10 protein-coding genes and 1 pseudogene are annotated in these 17,351 nt (G+C 66.7%); 2 read left to right on the top strand and 9 right to left on the bottom strand.

The window, feature by feature from the left end; translation table 11 throughout:
• Nucleotide 1: 1 nt before the first annotated feature.
• The 4 genes from ACFJI2_RS18470 to ndk form a co-directional block, all read right to left on the bottom strand.
• Nucleotides 2-1,045 carry a helix-turn-helix domain-containing protein gene (locus ACFJI2_RS18470; protein WP_377701331.1) on the bottom strand — a complete coding sequence of 348 codons (1,044 nt, stop codon included), beginning with the start codon at nt 1,043-1,045 and terminating at the stop codon, nt 2-4.
• Between the two features lie 13 nt (nt 1,046-1,058).
• A complete protein-coding gene (pilW, locus tag ACFJI2_RS18475; RefSeq protein ID WP_377701332.1) occupies nt 1,059-1,883 on the bottom strand; it encodes a type IV pilus biogenesis/stability protein PilW in 825 nt (274 codons plus the stop codon).
• A complete protein-coding gene (gene rlmN / locus ACFJI2_RS18480; protein WP_132138489.1) occupies nt 1,883-3,055 on the bottom strand; it encodes a 23S rRNA (adenine(2503)-C(2))-methyltransferase RlmN in 1,173 nt (390 codons plus the stop codon). The genes pilW and rlmN overlap by 1 nt, the downstream gene beginning before the upstream one ends.
• 116 nt (nt 3,056-3,171) lie before the next feature.
• Nucleotides 3,172-3,597 carry a nucleoside-diphosphate kinase gene (ndk, locus tag ACFJI2_RS18485; protein WP_107871163.1) on the bottom strand — a complete coding sequence of 142 codons (426 nt, stop codon included), beginning with the start codon at nt 3,595-3,597 and terminating at the stop codon, nt 3,172-3,174.
• Between the two features lie 207 nt (nt 3,598-3,804).
• Here ndk and ACFJI2_RS18490 point away from each other — a divergent pair, with 207 nt between their 5' ends.
• On the top strand, nt 3,805-4,488 hold the full coding sequence (locus tag ACFJI2_RS18490; RefSeq protein WP_107871165.1) for a Bax inhibitor-1/YccA family protein: 684 nt from the start codon (nt 3,805-3,807) through the stop codon (nt 4,486-4,488).
• A gap of 110 nt (nt 4,489-4,598) precedes the next feature.
• The gene (locus tag ACFJI2_RS18495; RefSeq protein WP_377701333.1) at nt 4,599-5,582 is read left to right on the top strand and encodes an Rpn family recombination-promoting nuclease/putative transposase; all 984 of its coding nucleotides are present in this window, start codon (nt 4,599-4,601) and stop codon (nt 5,580-5,582) included.
• A gap of 17 nt (nt 5,583-5,599) precedes the next feature.
• Here the strand turns inward: ACFJI2_RS18495 and pbpC are convergent, their stop codons facing one another.
• The 5 genes and pseudogenes from pbpC to ACFJI2_RS18520 all read right to left on the bottom strand — a co-directional run bounded on the left by pbpC (nt 5,600) and on the right by ACFJI2_RS18520 (nt 17,325).
• Nucleotides 5,600-7,852 (bottom strand): penicillin-binding protein 1C, encoded by a 2,253-nt coding sequence (pbpC, locus tag ACFJI2_RS18500; RefSeq protein WP_377701334.1) that lies wholly within the window; start codon nt 7,850-7,852, stop codon nt 5,600-5,602.
• 2 nt (nt 7,853-7,854) lie between these two features.
• Entirely contained in the window at nt 7,855-13,671 is a 5,817-nt protein-coding gene (locus tag ACFJI2_RS18505) for an alpha-2-macroglobulin (RefSeq protein ID WP_377701335.1), read from the bottom strand.
• A 124-nt stretch (nt 13,672-13,795) separates the two neighbouring features.
• The gene (gene rlmD, locus ACFJI2_RS18510) at nt 13,796-15,229 is read right to left on the bottom strand and encodes a 23S rRNA (uracil(1939)-C(5))-methyltransferase RlmD (protein WP_377701336.1); all 1,434 of its coding nucleotides are present in this window, start codon (nt 15,227-15,229) and stop codon (nt 13,796-13,798) included.
• A gap of 108 nt (nt 15,230-15,337) precedes the next feature.
• Nucleotides 15,338-16,357 (bottom strand): RNA polymerase sigma factor RpoS, encoded by a 1,020-nt coding sequence (gene rpoS, locus ACFJI2_RS18515; RefSeq protein ID WP_377701337.1) that lies wholly within the window; start codon nt 16,355-16,357, stop codon nt 15,338-15,340.
• Nucleotides 16,358-16,363: 6 nt separating this feature from the next.
• A pseudogene (locus ACFJI2_RS18520) lies at nt 16,364-17,325 on the bottom strand (peptidoglycan DD-metalloendopeptidase family protein).
• Between the last annotated feature and the right edge of the window lie 26 nt (nt 17,326-17,351).

Below are 17,351 nucleotides of genomic sequence, written 5' to 3' on the forward strand. Positions count from 1 at the left end.
TTTACTTAATGTTCACGCGGGCGATTGTACCGCCCGGCACTTCCGGCAGGGCCAGAGGCTGGCCGCGCAGGGTCGCTTGCACGTGGCCGGGCTTGCCGACGATGAGCAGCGCCGCATCGTTGATCTCGAACTGCTCGGTGCTGCCGCCCTTGACCAGGCGCGCAATCAGCGACGGCTTGCCGGGACGGCGGATTTCCACCCACGAGTCGTCCGTGAATTTCAGCACCAGCGTGCCGGGCGCGGTGGCGGCGGCCGGGCTGGCGGCCGGCGTCGCCAGCGGCGCGGCCGGGGCAATGGCCGGAGCCGGGGCCGGCTGCGCAGGCGCGGCCTGGCCGGCGGCGGGGGCGGCTGGTGCCGGGGCAGCGCCAGGCGCGGCCACCGTGCCCGCTGGCGTGGCCGGAGCTACGCCCTGCACCACCGGATTGGCGCCGGCGCCGGGTGCGGCGTCGGCCGGCGGCACGGACACCAGCGGCACGTTAGGCGAAATCAGCGGCGCGGTATCGGCGCCCGGCTTGGCGACGGTTTCCAGCGCTGGCGCGGACGCGGCTGGCGCGCTGGCGGCAGGCGCATCGCTCTTCACCGCGTGCAGCACATTGTTGAGCAGACCGGACTGGTATGCGCCGGCGACGGCCACCACCACCGCCACCACGGCGGCGCCGATCACCCAGCCCGCAGGCTTGGACGAGCGCTCCGTCAGCGACGGGAAGCGCGATTCCGAGAAGCTGGCCGAGATCTTTTCGCGGCGCACCGGCTGCGGCGTTTCATGGCCCGCCACCGGGTTCACTTCTATCATGGCCACCAGCGGAGCGGCGTCCAGCTTGACCACCTTGGCGTAGGCGCGCACGAAGCCGCGCGTGACCGCCATGTTCGGCAGCGCGGCGTAGTCGCCCGCTTCCAGCGCCACCACCTGGCGCGGCGCCAGCTTGAGCTGGTCGGCTATCTGGTCCACCGTCAGGCCCATCGCTTCGCGCTGGGCTTTCAGCTGGGCTCCGGGCGTGCCCTGGTTGTTCTGCTTCTCAGGCTGATCCGCCCACTCTGAATTCATAGGTATACCTGTCTCACTCATCAAACGCCCCACGTTGATAGGCAGCATACTCCGGCGAGCCGGAATGGTGGCGGCGCAATTGCGTCACCCAGGCCGATTCCGCGCCCGTGTCGCCGAGTTTATGCTGCACCCTGATTGCAAGCCACAGCACGTCAGCCGAGAGGCTGTCCACCTTGGCCAGCTTGCTCAGCCGGGTAATGAAAAAACCGGCGCGCACATAGTCGCGCCGCTCGTAGTAGATGCGCGCCAGGTTGGCGCTGGTTGCCGGTACGTCCGGCGCAATCTTCAATGCCGGCAGCAAATACTTCTCTGCCGTGTCGTAATCTTTCAGCTTCAGCGCGCAACTGCCCGCATTGTTGTAGGCATCTGCCGGCGACCGGTAGGTGCGCACGGCCAGCGCGGCGTCGAAATACTTGAGCGATTCGGGCACGCGGCCGTGGCGGCACAGGAAGGAACCGTAATTGTTGTTCACTTCCGGGTTGTGCGGCGCCAGTTTCAGGGCGCGCACGAAGTTATCCTCGGCCAGTTCGCGCTCGTCCATGGCCATATAGGTCAGGGCGCGCATGCCATAGGCGTCGGCCAGCTCGGGGTCGGCCGCCAGCGCCTTCTTGATTTCGTCCAGCGCCACCGCGTACTGGCCCTGCTGGTAGTAGCCGATGGCCAGCTGCATGCGGATTTCGGCGCGCTTTTGCGCGGCCGTCTGGTCCGATGCCGTGGCCAGCTCGGCCTTGCCGCTCTGCCCCGGCGTGGGCGCCGACGTGGACGCGCAGCCGCACACCACCCCGGCCAGGCCGAGGGCGGCGAGGCGCAGCAGGCAGCGGTGGGCTAGCACGGTCATCAGGAACGGATCTCCACGATCTTGCCGAAATCGGCGCCGAATTTCTTCTGGTATTCGGCCATTTTACCCATGCGCTCCTGCACCCGGGTGCGGTCCTGCACTTCGCCGGCCAGCTGACCGCAGGCGGCGTCGATGTCGTCGCCGCGCGTCTTGCGGATGGTGGTGACGATGCCGGCGTCCATCAGGATCTGCGCGAACTGCTTGATGCGCTCGTTCTTGGAGCGGAACAGGCCCGATTCCGGGAATGGGTTGAACGGGATCAGGTTGAACTTGCAGTTGACGCCGTATTCGCGGTGCTTGACCAGGGCCACCAGCTCGCGCGCGTTGTCGTCGCTGTCGTTGAAGCCGTCCAGCATGCAGTATTCGAAGGTGATGAAGTCGCGCGGCGCGAATTCCAGGTAGCGCTTGCACGCGGCCATCAGTTCGGCCAGCGGGTATTTCTTGTTCAGCGGCACCAGGCCGTCGCGCAGCGGGTCGTTCGACGCGTGCAGCGACACGGCCAGCGCCACCGGCACCACTTGCGACAGCTTGTCCATCATCGGCACTACGCCGGAGGTGGACAGCGTCACGCGGCGGCGCGACAGGCCGTAGGCGTTGTCGTCCAGCATGAGTTTCAGGGCGGTAGCGGTCGGCTCGAAGTTCAGCAGCGGCTCGCCCATGCCCATCATCACCACGTTGGTGATCTGGCGCTCGCCTTTCGGGCCGGGCTCGATGCCCTTGGTGCGGCGCAGTTCGAATTCAGCCATCCACAGCTGGCCGATGATTTCGCCCACCGTCAGGTTGCGCGAGAAGCCTTGCTTGCCGGTCGAGCAAAAGCGGCAGTTCACGGCGCAGCCGGCCTGGGTGGAAATGCACAGCGTGCCGCGGTTTTCTTCCGGGATGAACACGGTTTCGACGGCGTTGCCGTTGCCGACGTCGACCAGCCATTTGCGGGTGCCGTCGGTGGAGGTATGGTCGCTGATGATGGCCGGCGCCGTGATGTGGGCGCGGGTTTTCAGCTTGTCGCGCAGCGACTTGGCCAGGTCGGTCATCGAATCGAAGTCCGACGCGCCGAACTGGTGTATCCAGCGCTGCAGCTGCTTGGCACGGAACGGTTTCTCACCCAACTCCGCACAGTAGGCGATCAGCTGTTCCGGATCGAAATCCAGAAGGTTGGTGAGGGTCGTGTCCATTGTTGTGCTCACTTCGATGCTCAAATCATTCTAAAAAAAGGCTGCGCCCCAGACGAGGCCGGGGCAACAGGTACAGCTCAAATCAAACGTACTACCGTGTTTCGCCGTAGCGAAAATTAACGGGAGTAAACGTTCAGTGCTGGGAAGTAGTAAGCGATTTCCACAGCAGCGGTTTCAGCGGCGTCCGAACCGTGAACGGCGTTGGCGTCGATGGAGTCGGCGAAGTCGGCGCGGATGGTGCCTGGTTCAGCTTTCTTAGGATCGGTAGCGCCCATCAGGTCGCGGTTCTTGGCAATGGCGTTTTCGCCTTCCAGAACCTGGATCATGACTGGGCCGGAAACCATGAAGTCCACCAGGTCCTTGAAGAATGGACGGGCAGCGTGCACGGCGTAGAAGCCTTCGGCTTCAGCGCGCGACAGTTGAGCCATACGCGCAGCGACGATCTTCAGGCCAGCGCCTTCAAAACGGCTGTAGATCTGGCCGATAACGTTTTTAGCAACTGCGTCTGGTTTGATGATCGACAGGGTGCGTTCGATTGCCATGTAAAAAACTCCAATAAAAAGAAAGGTTTAAAACGAAATTGATGATTCAATCAACCCTTGATTTTACCATAGAACCCCATGCCGGACCGATATTTGCCGCCGCCGGCGGATTTTAAGCCCTGTTTAAGGCCGTTTTTGCTCCTTTCCGGCCCAGCATGCTATGCTTTTAGCAAGCGGTGCTCCGCACCTATCCTTTGGAGGCATTACATGATCAACATGCAGAAAACCTACGACCTGTCCGGCAGTAGCGTCGCGGTACGCCATAACGTGCTGCGCAATACCTACTGGCTGCTTGCCGTGTCCATGATCCCTACCGTGCTGGGCGCCTTCGCCGGCGTGCTGATGCACGTGCCGATTCCACGCGGCTTTATCGGCTTCTTCGTCTTCATGGCGATCGCCTACGGCTTCATCTGGGGCATCGAGAAGAACAAAAACAGCGGACTGGGCGTCGGCCTGCTGCTGGGCTTTACCTTCTTCATGGGCCTGATGCTGACGCCGCTGCTGACGCGCACCCTGGGCTTCTCCAACGGCGGCTCGCTGATCATGCTGGCCTTCGGCGGCACGGCGGCCGTGTTCGCCACGCTGGCCAGTATCGCCACCGTGTCCAAGCGCGACTTCTCGGCCATGGGCAAGTGGCTGTTCGCCGGCGTGATCGTGCTGATCGTGGCCAGCCTGGCCAACATCTACTTCCAGATGCCGGCGCTGCATATCGCGATCTCGGTGATGGTGATCGGTATCTTCTCCGCCTACATCCTGTACGACGTGCAGCAGATCGTGAACGGCGGCGAAACCAACTACATCAGCGCCACGCTGGCCCTGTACCTGGACGTGTACAACATCTTCACCAGCCTGCTGAGCCTGCTCGGCATCGCCGGCGGCGACCGCGACTAAGCACCCACCCCCTCCCCTCAAAAAGCCGGCCTCGCGCCGGCTTTTTTGCGCCCGGTCAAACCGGCGCGCGACAGCAGCCGCAACAAGAAAGCCGCTGACTACAATTGGTCATGCACACCGACCACGACACCAGCTACAAGCAGCTGTTTGCCCATGCTGAACTGCTGCGTGAATTGCTGGCGGGATTTCTCCCCTTCGCTTGGGCCAGGCGGCTGAACATTCAAAATTGCACCCGGCACAATGCCAGCTACGCCAGCGATACCGGGCATCAACGCCACGACGACATGGTCTGGCGCGTGCGGACGGGCGCCCCAGTCGACGATGTCTACGTCTTGCTTGAGTTTCAGAGCCAGCCGGACCGGTGGATGGCCTCGCGCATGCAAGTCTATGCCGGCCTGTTGCATCAAGAACTACTAAAGGAAGGCACGCTGGCGCCGACCGGCGATCTCCCTGCCGTGCTGCCTTTGGTGGTCTATAGCGGCAGCGAACCCTGGAACGCCTGCCGTGAACTGGCCGACCTGGCGCCGCGCGCGCTGCGCGGCCTGCGGGGCCATCAACCCACGCTGCGCTACCGGCTGATCGACCAAGCCGCCTATGCAGCAAGGGCGCAGGGACCTCCGTCCAACGTCGTGGCGGCGCTGTTCCGGCTGGCCCGCATGTCGAGCGTAACGGAGATGCCGCCCCTGCTGGATTACATTTCGCGCTGGCTGGAGAAGCAGGCCAATCCGGCCATGTCCGAGACAGTTGAACACTGGTTGCGAGCTCATTCGCAGCGCGAATTGGACGGTATTAGCATTGCAGGAACGATCAGGGAGGTGCGTGCCATGCATAACCGAAAATTCGCAACCTTTGAAGAATTGTATGAATATGAAGCGATTCAAAAAGGCATAAAGCAGGGACGGCAGGAAGGCATACAGCAAGGCCTGCAACAAGGCCTGCAGCGAATCGCGTATCGCCTGGTTCAGCGCGGCTTGGGCTGCATCCCTGGTGACATTGCCGCCCGGATCAGTCTCGCGCCGCCAGATCAACTGCAGGATTGGTGCGACCGGCTGGTGGATGGCGCTTCTCCGGCAGAAGTCTTCCAGGCCCGCTAGCGGGACGCTACCGCGCCTTACAGCTGGTCTCCCTGTGCTGCGGTGGAGGCGCCGCGCACCTGGAAGCGGGTGGTGGCGACTGCGGCGCCGGTGGCGTCGAGCAGGATCAAGGCGTGCTGACCCGGTTCGGGGCGCCAGGCATAGCTGGCGGTGGCGGGGCCGAGGGTGGCGCCGTCCAGCTGCCACTGCAGGCCCTGCCCGGCCTGGGCCTGGAAGAAGACGCGCTGGCGGGCGTCGGGAATGTCGGGATCGACGGCAATGATGCTGGCATCGGCCGGATACAGGATGCGCGGGGCGCGGCGGGCGTCCTGCAGCAACGCCACTTCGGCGCTCTCGGTGCCGGCGATGAACCACTCGGCGCGCGGCGGCTCGAAGGCGGGCTGCCAGGTAACGTCTCGCCGCACCACGCCGAGCGGCGCAGCCGGGGCGCGGCTGGGGACGTGCTGGTGCAGATAGTCCATCACATCGCGCCACACGGGCGCGGCGCCGGTAACGCCGGAAACGTCCCACATCGAGCCGCCGTCGAAATTGCCGACCCACACCCCTACCGTGTAACGCTCGCTGTAGCCGAGGCACCAGTTGTCGCGCATGTCCTTGCTGGTGCCGGTCTTGACGGCCGCCCAGAACGTGGTGGCCAGTTCGTTCTTCAGTCCGAAGGTGACGCTGCGCGCGGCGCGGTCGGACAGGATGTCGCCGATGATGAAGGCCGCGCGCGCATCCAGCACGCGGCGCCTGGTTTCGGGAGCGCGCGGCAACAGGCTGGGCGTCCCCTGCATGCCGCCGCCGGCCAGCGTGCGGTAGGCGTTGGCCAGATCCAGCAGGCTGACGTCGGCCGAGCCCAGGGCCAGCGAGTAGCCGTAGTAGTCGGCCGCCTCGGCCAGGCTGTCCAGCCCCAGTTCGCGCAGCCTGCCGTAAAAGCGGTCCAGGCCGACCATCATCAGCGTGCGCACGGCCGGCACGTTGAGTGAGCTGGCCAGGCTAGTGCGGGCGCTGACGTAGCCTTTGAATTCCTTGTCGTAGTTCTGCGGGATGTACAGGCCGGAGGCGGTGGAGATGTCGACCGCCGTATCGTCCAGCAGCGAGGCGGCGGTGAGCTGTTTGCGCTCCAGCGCCAGCTCATACAGGAAGGGCTTGAGCGTGGAGCCGGCCTGGCGCAGCGCCGCCACGCCATCGACTTCGCTGCCGCCGGCGTTGCCGACGTAAGCCAGGATCTCGCCGCTGGCGTTGTCCAGCACCACCAGCGCGCCGTCCTTCACGTTGCGCTCGCGCAGCGACATGATCTGCTGGCGCAAGGCGGCCTGCGCGTAGCGCTGCAGATTCGCGTCCAGCGTGCTGCGGACCTGCTGCGACGGTGCGGCCAGCAGCTGCTGCGCCACTTGCGGCGCGGGCGCCAGCACGGCCATGGCGGCCGAGCGCGCGAAGGCGCTGGCGGCGGTGGCCTCGACACTGGCGCAGCTGGCGTGGGCCTTGAGCTCCCTGGCCAGCGCGCAGGCGCGGCGCGCCACCAGCCTGGGCGCCGCCGACGGGCCGCGCAACAGGCTGGCCAGCACCGCCGATTCCGCCACGTTCAGGCCGGATGGCGCCTTGCCGAACAGGCCGCGCGCGGCCGCGCCTATGCCTTGCAGCTCGCCGCGGAAGGTGACGAGGTTCAGATAGGCTTCCATGATCTGCGGCTTGGTCCAGGCCTGGTCGAGCTCTTTGGCGGCTTTGAGCTGGTCCCACTTCTGCGCCCAGCTGCGGCCCGCTGCTGCGGGCTGCAACGCCGGGTCGAGCTGCGCGGCGAGTTGCATGGTGATGGTGGAGGCGCCGCGCGGGCGGCGGCGGAACAGGTTGTCCCAGGCGGCCTTGCCCAGCGCTTCCAGGTCCACGCCATCGTGCTGCATGAAACGCTGGTCTTCGGCCTGCATGACAGCCACGCCCAGCGCCGGCGAGATGTCGTCCAGCCTGACCCATGGCAGGCGGCGCGCCGCCATGTCCACGCGCAGGGACTGGATCGGCACGCCGTGGCGGTCCAGCAGCGTGGAGTCGGAGGCGCGGAAAGCGGCCTGCACTTCGGCCAGCGTGGGCGCCGCGACGGCGCTGGCGATGGCGCATAAGCTGGCCAGCAGGGCCACGGCTCCCGCCAGCAGCGGCCGCCGCCCGGGGCCGGGCCCGCGCGCAGCGCTACGCGCGGGGTTGAGCGCGGGGGTGGGCGCGGGGGTGCGCGTGGGCGCAGCAAGCGCCGGCGCGCAGTACAGTGCCGGGCTGCGGACGCCTCGGAGCCGCGCCATGCTCATTTCACGCTCACGGCCGCGTTAGGAAACTCGGCGAACGCTTCGGGACTGTACATGGCTTCCACGCGCGTGGGCGGCAGCTGGAACTGGCCGGCGTTGTTCAGGCGGACCGTGTACTCGACGCTCCATGTCCCCTTCGGCACGAACTCGTAGTAAGAGCGGAAGGCCTCAAACGTACGCTCCTGGAAGGCAGGCCATACCCAGCCCTTGCTCTTCTCGCCAGCCGTCATCAGCTGCGAGTCCTTGCCCAGGCCCGTGCCGAGCACGGACGCGCTGGCCGGAATGGGGTCGTCCACCACCACCCAGGTCATGTCGGCCTGCGCTTCGAGATCGAGGCGCACGCGGTATACGTCGCCGCGCGTCCACACCCCTTTGACAGCCTGCTCAACCGGCGTGACGGTCTTGACGATCTTGTAGCCGGAAGTGATCGGCGCCTTGAGCGGGATGGCGGCCAGGCTTTGCACCGTCACCCATGGCTTGCCGCTGCCCGCGTGCTTGAGCGACAGTTCGGATGCGCCGCGCTGCCAGGGCAGCAGCGCGCTGCCGCTGGTGGTGTTGGCGTCCAGCGCCACGCTCTTGCTGGCCGTACCAATGGCCGCGGTGCTGCTGCCGCTCACCGGCTCGCGCTCGAACTTGTCCGAGAATTTGTCCAGCGCCAGCACGCCCCAGGCGTTGGCCACCGTGGTATTCCAGCGTCCCTTGTGCTGCCGCCCCAGCGCACCACGTGCGAGGCGGCCGATGTCGGACTGCCAGGCCGGATTGTCGGTCATGGCCAGCAGCAGGCGGTTGGCGTTGACGTCGCCGGACACCATCAGCCACCACCAGTCGTCATTGCGCTCGGTGGAGAAGCCCATGGTGGTGCCTTGCAGGTTCAGGCGCGAGCGCAGGATCTGCTGCGCCTGCGCCAACCGCTTGTCGTGCTCGGGCAGGTTGTGCACGCGCTGGTGAATCAGGTACCAGTCGATGACCGCCGACGTCGGCCACCAATTGGGCTCGGGCGAGAATGACTCCAGCTCGGCGGCCGTAACGCGGCCGGCACGCGACAGCGCTTCCAGTGCGGCCAGCTTGCGCACGGCGAGATCGGCGGTGGCCAGCGGGGAGCCGCGCACGATGCGGCCCTGCACGAAATTCTGCAGGGCGTCTTCCATGCGCGCCTTTAGTTCGGGCGGTATCGGGAAGCCGGCTTCCTGCACGGCGGACAGCACGTAGGCGGTCAGGCTGTCGCTGCCCTGCTCCATGATGGGGAAGTATTTCAGCAGGCCGTCGCTGTCCAGGTAGGCGGGAAGCTGCGCGGCCAGTTTCTGCCAGCGCTCGCCGTCGCGCAGGGCGATGGCGCGGGAGGTGTTCTGTTCGAAGCAGGTGTAGGGGTAGGCCAGCATGTAGTCGCGCACGCCGGGCAGTTCGCTGCCCAGGCGCGAGGCGAACAGCGTCTGCACGCCGCCACGTCCCGGCAGGGCGTCGCCGGGAATTTGCACTTGCATCGATTGCGGCTTGTCGAGCTGCAGCAGCGTGGCTTGCAGCGTGCGCACCGGGACCGCCGCCTTGACCGACTGCTTCACGCGCAGCCGGTCGGACGACGCGGACGGCGCGCCAGCGGCACGCGCGTCGCCGGGTGTGCCCGCGACGTCCGCGCCGGCGGGCGCGGCGGGCAAGCCGACAGCCTGCGCCGTCACGTCCCACGCGAGTTCGGTGGCGCCCACGGGCACCTGGTAATCCCAGCCCACCTCCTGCGCCATGCCGGCCGCGATGGCGACAGTCTGGCGCGGCAGGGCCTTGCCGGCCGCTTGCGCGCCCAGCTCCACTTTCAAATCGCGCTCGGTGGCGTTGCGCAGCGTGAAGCCGGCGCGGAACTTGTCGCCCTCGCGCACCATGGCGGGCAGGCCGGACAGCAGCATCACGTCCTGCGAGCTGCGGATCTCGGTGCGGCCGGTGCCGAACAGGTCCGCGTTGGCGCTGGCGATGGCGACGATGCGGAACGCGGTCAGACTATCGTTGATCGGCACCTGCACGCTGGCCTCGCCGTTCGCATCCAGCTTCACGCGCGCATTCCAGAACAGCAGCGTGTCGAACAGTTCGCGCCCTCCTCCCTTGCCGCCCCCGCCGCCGTGCGGCACCGCCTTGCGGCCGAAGTGTCGCTTGCCGACCACCTGCATCTGCGCCGTCGACGTCTCCACCTGCAGCCCGCGCTGCTGCATCATCGCCTCCAGCAGATCCCAGCTGGCGTTCGGCATCAGCTCCAGCAGGCCGACATCGACGGCCGCCAGCGCCACCTCGGCGCCGGCCGGCACGGCCGAGCCGTCCGCGCGCGTCACCTTCACGTTCACCCGCGCCTGCTCGCGCACCTTGTACACCTGCTTGTCCGCCTTCACCGCCACCTTCAGCTCGTGCGCGGCCCAGCCCACGCGCAGCTGCGCCACGCCCATCTTGTAGGCCGGCTTGCCCAGGTCCACCAGCGCGGTCGGCTGCACGCCCGCCACGCGGCCGCGCACCACCAGCGCGGACACGAACATGTTCGGCGCGTAGTTCGGCTTGACCGGAATGCTGAACACCGGCGAGGTGCCGGACAGCGGCCGCACATAGGTGTCGAGGATGCCTTCGCGCTCCACGGTGATGAGCGCGGTCGCTTCGCGGAACGGCATGCGCAGCTGGAAGGTGGCCGTCTCGCCCGGCTCGTAGCGCTTGCGCTCGGGCAGCAGGTCGATGCGGTCGTCGTCGCTGGCCTTGAACCACCAGTTGTCGCCGTCCGCCACCCAGGTTTCGCGGTTGGTGACGGCTTCGCGCTGCTCGCCGTCCCGCGTTTTCGCACGCAGGATCAGGTTGCCCGCCTCGGGCGCGGCCACTTCGCATATCAGCAGGCCCTTGGCGTCGGTCCTGCCTTCGCATGCCTTGCCGAGCTGCCTGATCTCGCTGTTGTTCTCGTAGGCGTAGAAACCGCCGATCAGCCGCCGCCGGTGCGAATAGTTCAGGCGCTGGAAGAAGTCCACGTCCACCGGCGCATCGGCCACCGGCTTGCCGCCCGTGTCCAGCACCGCCACCTGGAACTTGAGCGCGGTCTTGCTCAGCACCCAGCTGTCCGGCTTGATGCCGATGACCACACTGGACGGCCACAGCGGCACACTGGTGGACGAGGACAGCGTTTCGCCGTTCGCGTCCTGGTAGGACATCTCGGCCAGCAGCGTGGCCGGCTGCTCCAGCCTGGGCAGCCTGTCCACCACCACGCGCGCGCCGCCCGCGCGGTCCAGCGTCAGGCTCTGCGTGCGCACGGGCGAATCCGGCAGAGGCGCGCCATCCGGCCCGGCCTCGCCTTCCATGCTGTCGAATTCGCCCTCGTCCTCGTCGAAAACCGGGCCGTTGGCCACTTTGCCGGCCTTGACGTCGCCCGCCGCAAAGGTGAAACCGTCGTAGTCCTCGAACTGCACGCCGCGCGGCTGGCGCGTGGTGCGCAGCTTGACTTGCGCGCCGGCCGCGCCGCCGCCGGACAGGTAACTGAGCTGCACGTCGAGCGCCACCTGTTCCGCCTGCACCACCGGCGTGGACGGGCCTTGCAGCAGCGCCTTCATGGTCGGCACGCGGAACTGCTCGACGCGGAAGCTGCCGCCCGAGCGGCCTTCGAACATCACTTCGTACGTGCCCTGCTTGGCGTCGGCCGGTATGGTCCAGGCGCTCTCCGCCACGCCGCCGTTGGCCCAGGCCAGCGGCAGCTCGTATTTCTGCGCGCTGCCCTGGTGCGTGATGATGACCTTGGACTCCTTGCCCTGCGGCGTGGCATAGGCAAAGCCGTCCGCGCTGCGGCGGCGGATGAAGTGCTTCATGTGCACCGTTTCGCCCGTGCGCAGCAAGGTGCGGTCGAACACGGTGGTGGCGATGGTCTTGTCGGCGCGCAGGCCGTCGGTCGGCACGTTGAAGCGCCAGGGCTCGATGCCCTCGGCCCAGTTGGACAGGGTGAAGGTCATGTCGGCGCCGCTGCGGGCGCTGACGAAGTAGCCCTCGCTGTAGGGGCAGCCGTCCTGAAACAGCTCTTCGCGGATGCTGGCCACGCCCGTCGCGTCGGTCTTGCCCTGCCAGAGCAGCTTGCCGGTGCAGGCGCGCACCGCCACCTGCGCGTTCGGTACCGGCTGTCCCTTGTCGAGTGAAGTGACCCATACCACCGACGACTCGGCGCCGTGCTTGAAGTGCGCCACCATGTTGGTGACGAGCGCCGCCGCGCTGACGTAGGCCAGGCTCGGTTTGCCCTGCAGCGCCAGCCCCAGTTTCGGGCTGGCCAGCTCCACCACGTAAAAGCCGGGCTTGCGCAGCGGGATGCCGATCACCTCAAAGGCCTTGCCGCCGCCCGGCTTGGGCAACGTGAAGCGCTCGGTCTTCGGCTGCGGGCTGCCTTTCGGCTCGGCGAAGACGGAGTTTTTCAGCCCCCACAATTCGCGCGGCACCCAGCCGCCGCCGCGGTTCCCGCCGGTGAGGCGGCGCAGCCAGTCGATCACTTGCTGGTCCTGCCGGCCTTCGGGGCCGTCCACGCGCAGCATGGCGCCCTCGGCGCCGGCCGCATTGGCCGCATTGGCCACATTCGCAGCCTTGGCCATGCGCGCCGCGATGCCCGCCTCCACGTTGCGCACCGTGACCGGCAGCAGCTTGTCGCCGCGCGCCTCGATGATGCCGAAACGGGCCGGAAACTTCACCAGCGGCGGCATCTCGCCAGTCTGCACGGCCAGCGGGAAGCGCGCCTGGTTCAGCAGGCTGCGGCCGGCGTCGTCCTTCAACGCATCCGGCAGCACCAGGCGCAGCCGGGCTTTTTCCGGGAACGGCCCCGGGATGCTGACGCTGCTCACGTACTCCGCCTTCGCTTCCTCTTGCGCAAACTGCGGCGCCCAGCGCTTGCCGCCCGGCCCCGTGATGGCGATGGCGCGCGCGTCCGCCATGCGCACCGGCGCGCTGAATCCCACGCGCACCGGCAGGAACGGGATGCACTGCCCCTTGGCGGATGGGCGCTCACAATGGAAGGTGGCGTTGAAGTCCGGGCGGGTCCTGAAAGCCAGCACCTGGTCGTGCCGGTTCGTGATGCCGTTCGGCGTGGCGATGGCGGCGCCCCAGACCAGCGTCACCTTGGCGTCCTGTGGCAGGCTGCGCCTGCACTGCAGCAGGCTGACAGGCATCTGCTCCGCGCGCTTGCTCTTCACCGCCGTGGCGCCATGCCACACCACGCCGCGCGCGGCCCAGAACACGTGCAGATAACGCTGGATATAGTCCTTGCGCGCGTCCAGCACCTGCTGGCGCTCTTTGCCCTCCAGCAGGCGCACCGGGATTTTCTCGCTGATGCCTTCGGCCGTGCAGTAGGCATGCTGGGCAATGTCCGCCTCGCGCGCCACGGCGTCGAGGCTGAGCACGAACACCTGGTTCTCGTCGATATAGCCGGCGCCGGCGCGCGGCATGGAGCTGGCCACGGACGGGCCGCCGGTATTGAAACTGTAGCTGCGTTCGCCGGCCAGCGGCTTGCCCGCCACGTCGGCCAGCGCCGGCTTGAGTGTGAAACGGCAGGCCACGCCGGCCGGCAGGTCGCGTTCAAAGTCGTAGACCCAGTTGCGGCCATCGACCCAGCGGCCCTTGCCCGCCGCAAGCCCGGCGTCGGCGCCGCAATCGGCGTCGAACGGGTCGCTCAGGCGCAGGTCGCCAAAGGGCACCATCTGCGCGCTGAAGCGGGCCTTCACCTGCCGCACGCCTTTCACCGCGCCCTCCGGAGAGAACGCCTCCACCGCCGTTTGCGCGTGCGCGGCAAGAGGCAGCAGGCTCAGAACGGCGAAGCTGAAGATGGGCATGGCGCGCATAGGAACTCCCGGGCTGGATGAGCAGCCAGTGTTGCAAATACGCTAATGCATGTCAACCATACCACTTCGCGGCGCGCGGTTAAGCGCACCGCCGGGCGGGCGGCGAAAAGCCAGGCGGCGAAAGCTAGGCGGCGGCGCCGAGCGGGTTCACCGCGCCGTCCGGCTCGACGGCAGCCGGCATGTCGCGGCCGTCGGCCAGCTGGGTCACCAGCGCGTCGATGTTCAGGTCGAACACGGCCATCGATTCCACGTGCGAGGTGTGCGGGAACATATTCACCACGCCGGCCTTGTTCAGCACATAGCCGCACAGGTGCACCAGCACGCCGGCGTCACGCGCCAGCGTGGACGGGCTGCACGAAACGTACACGATGCGCTTGGGCAGCAGCTCGGGATTGGTCTTCTTCAGCTCCGCCAGCGCCAGCGACAGGGCCATGGCGCCGTCGCGCGGCGGGTCGATCAGCACGCGGTCGAACTTGCCCAGCGCGATCAGGTCTTCCTTGCTCACTTCGAACAGGTTGCGCGTCATGAAGCTGGTCTTCTGCGACACGCCGTTCACCACCGCGTTCGACAGCGCGCGCTCGGTGAGCGCAGTGCTGCCTTCAATGCCCACCACTTCGCGCGCCTGCGTGGCCAGCGGCAAGGTGAAGTTGCCCAGGCCGCAGAACAAATCGGCCACGCGGTCCTGCGGCTGCACTTCCAGCAGGCGCAGCGCCTTCGATACCAGCACGCGGTTGATGTGATGGTTGACCTGCGTGAAGTCGACCGGCTTGAACGGCATGCGCACGTTGAACTCTGGCAGCAGGTAGTGCAGCTGCTTGTCCAGCGGGTAGAACGGATAGGCCGTGTCCGGGCCTTTCGGCTGCAGCCACCACTGGATGTTGTACTGGTCGGCAAAGGCTTTGACCTTGGTCTCGTCGTCGGCCGTGAGCGGTTCCATATTGCGCAGCACCAGCACGGTCAGGTCTTCGCCGATGGCCAGCTCGATCTGCGGCACCTTGTCGAAGATGCTCAGGGAGCCGATCAGCGCGCGCAGCGGCATCATCATGTCCGACACGTGCGGCGGCAGGATCTGGCAGCTCTGGATGTCGGCCACGTAGGCCGATTTCTTTTCGTGGAAGCCCACCAGCACCGTGCCCTTCTTGGCCACGTAGCGCACCGACAGGCGCGCGCGGTAGCGGTAGCCCCAGGTCGGGCCGTACATCGGACGCATCACGTTGCCGGCCTTGACCTTGGACAGGTGCCACAGGTTGTCCTCCAGGGTGCGCTGCTTGATGGCCACCTGCGCGCTTGGCTCCAGGTGCTGCATGGAGCAGCCGCCGCAGTAGTCGAAGTGCACGCACTTGGGCTTGATGCGCATGGACGACTCCTTGCGGATCTCCACCAGGCGGGCTGCCTCCCAGTTTTTCTTCTTCTTGAACGTTTCGAACGTCACGCGCTCGCCGGGGAGCGCGCCTTCCACGAATACCACCTTGCCCGGCGTACCGTCTTCGTTTTCGATGTGGCCGACGCCGCGGGCGTCCATGTCGAGCGATTTGATGTCGATGATAGTGTCTTGCATAACGTTCAAGTCAAATGGGAGCTGGCGCAGGCCGCGCAGGCTTTCGGAAGGGCGATATGATAGCAGATGCGCGCCCGCAGGTCGCGGGCGGCGGCGCGCCGGAGGGGCTTACAGCAGGGAGTCGCGCACCACGCCGCGGGCGGCCATGGCGCGTTTCAGCTTGACCAGCGCTTCCTGCTGGATCTGGCGCACCCGCTCGCGCGTGACGCCCATTTCCTCGGCCAGCGTTTCCAGCGTGGCCGGATCGTCGTTGTCCAGCCCGAAGCGGCGCATGATGACGATGCGCTGCTTGTCGGGCAGCTTGGTGAGCCAGTCGCGCACCAGCACCGTCATTTCGTGGTGTTCGGCGCGCGCGTCCGGCGCGTCCTCGCTATCGCCGGGCAGCATGTCCATCAGCGAGGACTGGGGATCGTTGTCGAGCGGCGCGTCCAGCGAGGTGGCGTGCTCGGACAAGGCCAGGATGTCCTGCACCTCTTCCACCGGCCGGCCCACCAGTTCCGCGATGTCCTCGGCGGTGGCGTCCTTGCCGTTGTGGTGCTGCGCTTCCAGGTGGTATTTGCCGCGCAGGATCTGGTTCAGTTCGCGCACCATGTGCACCGGCAGGCGCACCGTGCGGGCCTGGTTCATGATGGCGCGCTCGATGCTCTGGCGTATCCACCAGGTGGCGTAGGTGGAGAAGCGGAAGCCGCGCTCCGGCTCGAACTTGTCGATGGCGCGCATCAGGCCGATATTGCCCTCCTCGATCATGTCGAGCAGGACCACGCCGCGGTTGATGTAGTGCTTGGCGATGGAGACCACGAGCCGCAGATTGTGCTCGATCATGGTCTGGCGGGCGGAAAAGTCGCCCTGCTTGGCCAGCGTGGCGTAGTGCACCTCCTGCGGCGCGGTGAGCAGCGGCCGGGTGCCGATCTGGTTCAGGTAGTGCTGGGTGGTGTCGGTGGACAGCTCGGCGGCCAGCACCTTTTTCAGTTCGTCGACGCTCTCCAGCACCGCGCTCACTTCGGGCGCGGCATGGCCCTCGTCGCCGTCCACCGCCTCGCCGTCGACGGCTGCATCGTCGATCTGCTCGTCCGGAAAATCGTCCGGCAGGGCATCGTCATCCAGGCGGTCGTGCGGCGAGTGTGTCATGGGTAGCTAGCGGTTAGGCAAGAACTTCGATGGATCGACCGGCTTGCCCTGCTGCCTGATTTCAAAGTGCAGCTTGACGGCGTCCGTGTCCGAATCCCCCATTTCTGCAATCATCTGGCCCTTGTTCACGCTCTGCCCTTCCTTCACCAGGATGGTCCGGTTGTGCGCGTAGGCCGACAGCAGGCTATTACTGTGCTTCACAATAACGAGATTACCATATCCACGGATGCCGCTACCGGCATACATCACTTTTCCTGCACCTGCGGCCAATACTTGTTGCCCAGCTTTCCCGGCAATGTCGATACCCTTGTTTTTTCCTTCATCAAAGGTAGCGATCACACGCCCTTCGGACGGCCAGGCCCAGGTCAGCTCGCGGTCTTCGGCGCTCAGTTGCACGGCCGGGGCGGCAGGCGCGGGCGCTGCCGGTGCGGCGGCGGACACGGCGGCCGGGCGCTCGCTGCGCGCCGGCGCCGGCTTGCCTGCGGCGGCGGTCGTGCTGCCTTCGTCGCCGCGCTGCAGTTCCGCCAGCGCGCCCTCGCTCCACGGCTTTTCTCGCCGCGCGGGCCGGTTTTCTTGGGCACCGGCTCGGGCTTGACCTCGGTGGTGCCCGGCTGCGGCACGGCCACAGTCTGCACGCCGCCCACCGATTCGGGCGGCTGCACGCGCAGCACCTGGTCCACCTTGATGTCGTTCGGGTTGGTCAGGTTGTTCCAGGTGACCAGGTCGCGATAGTTCTGGCCGTGGTCCAGGGCGATGCGGATCAGGGTGTCGCCCTTTTTCACGGTGTACAGGCCGCGCTCTTCGCGCTCTTTCTGCGCATCCTCGCTCGGCGACGGTTGCCGCGCCGGCGGCGCGGTCACCATGGGCGTGGTGCGGTCGATCACGGGCGCCTGGTTCGGCACGGTGGTACAGGCGCTCAGCACGCACAGGGAAATGCTCAGCAGTAACAGGGAACTCTTATTCGTCATACTCATCTTAGTTTGTCATCTTCAGC

This window comes from Pseudoduganella sp. UC29_71 (assembly GCF_042693265.1).
GTDB lineage: Bacteria > Pseudomonadota > Gammaproteobacteria > Burkholderiales > Burkholderiaceae_D > Rugamonas.